At 40.2% G+C, this 4,475-nt stretch carries 10 protein-coding genes; all 10 read right to left on the reverse strand.

The features are described 5' to 3' along the window. Positions 1-71: 71 nt before the first annotated feature. Positions 72-521: a DUF1257 domain-containing protein gene (locus tag H6H03_RS39215; RefSeq protein WP_190960365.1), complete on the reverse strand. Its 450-nt coding sequence runs from the start codon at positions 519-521 to the stop codon at positions 72-74. Between the two features lie 109 nt (positions 522-630). Further along, the gene (locus H6H03_RS39220) at positions 631-1,698 is read right to left on the reverse strand and encodes a hypothetical protein (protein WP_190960366.1); all 1,068 of its coding nucleotides are present in this window, start codon (positions 1,696-1,698) and stop codon (positions 631-633) included. Between the two features lie 99 nt (positions 1,699-1,797). Further along, entirely contained in the window at positions 1,798-2,055 is a 258-nt protein-coding gene (locus H6H03_RS39225) for a hypothetical protein (protein ID WP_190960367.1), read from the reverse strand. Positions 2,056-2,086: 31 nt separating this feature from the next. Further along, the gene (locus H6H03_RS39230) at positions 2,087-2,275 is read right to left on the reverse strand and encodes a hypothetical protein (RefSeq protein WP_190960368.1); all 189 of its coding nucleotides are present in this window, start codon (positions 2,273-2,275) and stop codon (positions 2,087-2,089) included. After that, positions 2,275-2,535: a hypothetical protein gene (locus H6H03_RS39235; RefSeq protein ID WP_190960369.1), complete on the reverse strand. Its 261-nt coding sequence runs from the start codon at positions 2,533-2,535 to the stop codon at positions 2,275-2,277. The genes H6H03_RS39230 and H6H03_RS39235 overlap by 1 nt, the downstream gene beginning before the upstream one ends. Then, entirely contained in the window at positions 2,526-2,726 is a 201-nt protein-coding gene (locus tag H6H03_RS39240) for a hypothetical protein (protein WP_190960370.1), read from the reverse strand. The genes H6H03_RS39235 and H6H03_RS39240 overlap by 10 nt, the downstream gene beginning before the upstream one ends. A 6-nt stretch (positions 2,727-2,732) precedes the next feature. After that, positions 2,733-3,029 carry a hypothetical protein gene (locus tag H6H03_RS39245; protein ID WP_190960371.1) on the reverse strand — a complete coding sequence of 99 codons (297 nt, stop codon included), beginning with the start codon at positions 3,027-3,029 and terminating at the stop codon, positions 2,733-2,735. A gap of 219 nt (positions 3,030-3,248) precedes the next feature. Further along, the gene (locus tag H6H03_RS39250; RefSeq protein WP_190960372.1) at positions 3,249-3,665 is read right to left on the reverse strand and encodes a hypothetical protein; all 417 of its coding nucleotides are present in this window, start codon (positions 3,663-3,665) and stop codon (positions 3,249-3,251) included. Positions 3,666-3,895: 230 nt separating this feature from the next. Continuing rightward, positions 3,896-4,165 carry a hypothetical protein gene (locus H6H03_RS39255; RefSeq protein ID WP_190960373.1) on the reverse strand — a complete coding sequence of 90 codons (270 nt, stop codon included), beginning with the start codon at positions 4,163-4,165 and terminating at the stop codon, positions 3,896-3,898. A 123-nt stretch (positions 4,166-4,288) separates the two neighbouring features. Then, positions 4,289-4,475: hypothetical protein (locus H6H03_RS39980; protein ID WP_206758005.1), on the reverse strand; the 187-nt coding region annotated here is incomplete at its 5' end.

Genomic DNA, 4,475 nt, shown 5'->3' on the forward strand with positions numbered 1-4,475 from the left:
CAAATCCCTCCGCTTCTACTCGAACTTCACCTGTAGCCGAGTCGAAATGAATCAAAACTGAACGTTCCATACTATCTCCTTACATATTGTTGTATTTCTTGATGTCCGGCAAAGGTAAGCCGTAAAGTTTGTACAGTGCCGTTGGTAATTTGTGCGATCGCGCATTCCCCAAATTTCTCTTGTAATTCAAGAGCTTTAGCTCTCACCATGCGTTGTCCGTATGCAAGCATTAGTTTATTGCTGAAAAAGTCTTTGCCCAACTTTGGAACTATCTCATAGCTATCGTGTATTACGTCATACACACCGTTTGACTGATTCCATTTAAAACCGATGTCTGCACGGGCTTTTATAGTGCGACCAGATACGATGATTTCAGCGCTTTGTCCTTGAGAGCCACCGTAGTATCCTTTTAGTGATTGTGCTGTTTCATGTACTTGCGGATTCAGCTTCAAATCTTGTAAAGCTTGTACCAGGCATTCACGGTTAGCAAGCTTGGTTTTAACGGTTGAGAAGTGTGACATGAGAATTTTGTCCCTATATTAGGAGTGCGGTATTCTTTTTTGAAATGAATATTGCATTTTTCGTTAGGTACTTAGTCTTGGGCGAATGCACTCCGCCCAAGACTGTTTTTTACCTAAATTTGAATGACATAACGGTAGCTTTCGACAAGCCCACATCATCAGTTGCAAGCTGTTGCAGATTACGCTGTTCATCTAGTAGCTTGGTGCGAATTTCTTGCATCTTTTGCTGCAAAAGGCTTTGCCCCTCACTACCAAGATTCTTCGACTCAATCGCCGGATCGTTAACAATCGAGTCAATGTGTGCCATCATCGCCTCTAAGCTACTGCTAGCCTCCGGGTCAGCATTCGCTAGTAGTACCTGAACCTTCATTAGATGGCGTTTCATCTTCTTTTTAAATTGCACAGGCTTTCGTCCGGGTTCCCAATTAGCCAACTCTTCTAGCAACTGTGCGGCCAGTTGTTCACCACCTGCTACCGCAGCTTCCTTAAGTCGTTGCTCCAGATTCCGATCGTATTGCTCAATGAACTGGGTGATTTGGTTAAGACATTCGGCTTGTTGTTGGTTCAACTGCTCCGATAGTGCCGGGATGATGACGGGACGACCAATCACCACCTGTAAACAGTCTTCCAACTCCCCGAAAGTGGGGAATGCCTTGAGCAAATTAGCCTTTACTTCCTCCTGACGCTCGGAGGATAATTCCCAAGTTTGGAGCGAGATGAAATTATTGATTCGCTCTTGATAATCCGTTAGCCCTTGCTCATACTCATTCTTTAGCTGTGCGCGAAAAAGGGGAGCGATCGCATCTCTAATGTTGAGCAATTGGCTCCACACCAGGGGTGCAAGATCTATCGGACAAATCCAATCACCATTATCAGATGCCATCCATTCCTGGACAGATGCGATTTCTTGTCTGAGTTGACTTGCGGCTTCATTTAAGGCTTTGAATACTTTGATACCACGCAAACCTACTTCAGAATTTGTAACTTTAATGAGGTCTGATTCTGTACCAGTATCTTCAGCCTTCAAGACATCTGCCCACTTAGGGGCTGCACTTATAGTGCTGTTTTTAATTCGGATGCTAAAGCGAATTCGGGTTTTATTTAGTTTTGAGAAGTTGATTCTCTCGACAGTTGCATCAGCGAGAAATGTTTCGTTAGGTGCGATTGCTTGTACCATTGTTCAGTACCATTACTAATTTTTTCAAAAACTATTAGCGAAGCGTCTCTTGATTTGTGGCTGAGATACTTTGCCCAAGGCTGTAGGATTTTTGATTGTCTATTGCTGTGAAAGTATGAAGCTAATTTGTTCTTGGCATTCTGACAAAGATTTTAGAGAATCTAGACCTGGAATACAGTCGCTTTTCATAAAATACTCACGAGAGTTTTTGTAATATGTCTCTGAAATGCCCCAACGCCCATCATCAGTTTTACCAATCTGTAATATTCCATCTCCAGCCATTGGAATAATTTCTACAATGCCATAGGCATTGGTAAAATCATTTCTAGCAATAATTGGCTTTGCGCTCATCATCATCTCCTGTAAATACAACAAACATACTTAAACGCTACACAACAACCCAACCAATACCATCTTTCTTAACCATGTAGATTTGTTTGTTAATTCTGGTTGTTCCTAAAGTTTGACTATTTTTGATTTGTTGGATATTTCGGATAACTCGGTAAACTATCTTTTTGGAATCACCCCTAGTAACTTTCACGGGATGTTTTACAACTCGTGGTTTATATTTCGACATTACAGCAATCCCATCTGCACAACAGTTTGCTCTTTTGGCGGTTCGTAAGTTACTCCTTGAACCTCAAGACATCGGATAGATAATCTTGTCTCATTGAGGCTGATTTCTTTTGTCTTCCTTTGGTTTGGCAATGGTGAGAATACATACTTGATATTTTTCCTACTACCATCAATTCGCAGATATTTATAACGTGTACCCTCAATCATGTATACTTTCGATTGATTCAGGGTTTTTGGGTCATAAACAGGATTTAGTTCCATGACTTTTTCTCTAATTCCAAGTAAAAACCTGCACCTGTATTTGCAACTTTAGCCAAGTTGCTATCCACTAATTTCTGAATTACGTCCCTACTAAAATTCAGTTGCGATAACTTAGCTCTTCCACCGCATCTCTGGAGATAGCGTAAGCAGGGATAATAAGAAGAAGCTTCTTGAACACGTTTTTTTGACATACTTTTCTAGCTGAAGACTTTGAGACACTGCGCTTTGCGCTTCAAATTCCCTTTACCTTCATCACCATTGGTTGTAATCGTCGGCTGTTGAGAGCATTGGGAGCGATTACAAGTGAACTCCCAATGATTGATTTGCGTTTTCTGCCGATGTTCTACTAGTACAATCTTGCCTTTGTAATTTGGGTCTTTTCCACTGATTAAATATGCATCGCCCAAAGCATAAAACCCAGTGGCTACATAATGCCGTTTATCTAGCCCCATCAGTGCATCCCAAGCCTCTTGAAGCTGCTGTAGTTTACTCATTTGTTGTGTCCTAATTTTTTCCAATCATCTAATCCAAGCGAAGCACCAAAAACAATTCGCAATTCGCAATTCGCAATTAAATACAAAGAATTTTTATTTTCTTTGCTAGACACAACAGTTGTTATCTGTGCCATAATTTACCATTGAGTCGATTTTTCTCTACAGTTACACTTGATTTTGAGTAACTGTAGAGTTTTTCATACATCATCTCATGTTGTATTAAGCAGCAACTTTTTCTTTAATTGGCTTAGATAACCTAGATGCAGCACTATTTGTGCGTTTAGACTTTGAAATCGCTGGATTGACTTTACCAAATGGAGTTTGAATCTTCAGATCGGCATTTAACTCTTCTTGCAGTAACACTAACTGAGTCAAATACCAATCAACTTCTTCCATTATTTCTGCTTCAACTTCTTTTGGTGAAAGCGGCGTAATCTGATGCGATTCGAGGTATTTTACGTCCTCAGAAAACCGAGAATTCATCACTAGATATCGATAGCCACTGCCACAGCTTTCAGCTAAAGCACTATCAAGTGGCAGTACTTCAAAACCAATGATCTTACCTTGCTGCGTCCGTTGTCCTACGTTAAACTTTGGTTTTCCGTAGCCGATTGGTAGAGTAATTGTTGGTTGCATTTTCATCACCTTTGCATTAATTTATCAAAACAGTATTCAGGAGTCAGGATTCAGAATTCAGCATAAATTCTGTACGAGTGGTGGATAAATAAACGGGTTTAAAACCCCCACAAAATTGAAAAATTGGTGGTCTAAAATCAGTGGGGTATTCAGACTCATCACTGATTTATTCTGACTCCTGAATTCTGAGTTCTGAATTCTTCTTCAATGTGTTGTCGTTAGCAAAATTCTTACAGATAGAAATGCTCAAGAATCTGATTTAACTTTTCTTTCTCCTCATCTGACAGAGCGTTAAAATCAAACTCCAAGGAGTTCCAAACTTCATCTAAACTTGTAGACTCGTCAATAACATTTGCAATCAAACAAGATTCATCGTTGTAATTCCAACCGTTAGCTAAAAGCCACGGCAGAACCCCATCAGATTGCAATAATTTTTCGATGTCGAACAAATCAGAAAACTGTTGCAAGTTTTCGACAGTTGGGTGAACGATTGTAACCATTAGTTTTATTGGTGATGGTTGTAAAGATTGCTTTTGGTTTTGCTGACCGAAGAGGCTTTTGAGCAGGGAGCGGAGGGCAACAAGGCAGGATTTATACCTGCCTTTTTTCATCTAACTCAGGACTTACGCAACTGGCACAGAGCGATCGCCGATAGATAGTACATGAGTATTAGTTGAATCTGATTCCGAAAGCCTTGTATTCCTAATAGAAGCAGGTGTATTGGAGGCAAAGCATGAAAGATTCATGAGAAAATAGGTAGAGGTTGTATTAGATAAATGTTGCTTACGGTAATGAAATTTACTAAGCTTG

This window comes from Nostoc paludosum FACHB-159, assembly GCF_014698835.1.
GTDB classification, from domain to species: domain Bacteria; phylum Cyanobacteriota; class Cyanobacteriia; order Cyanobacteriales; family Nostocaceae; genus Nostoc; species Nostoc paludosum.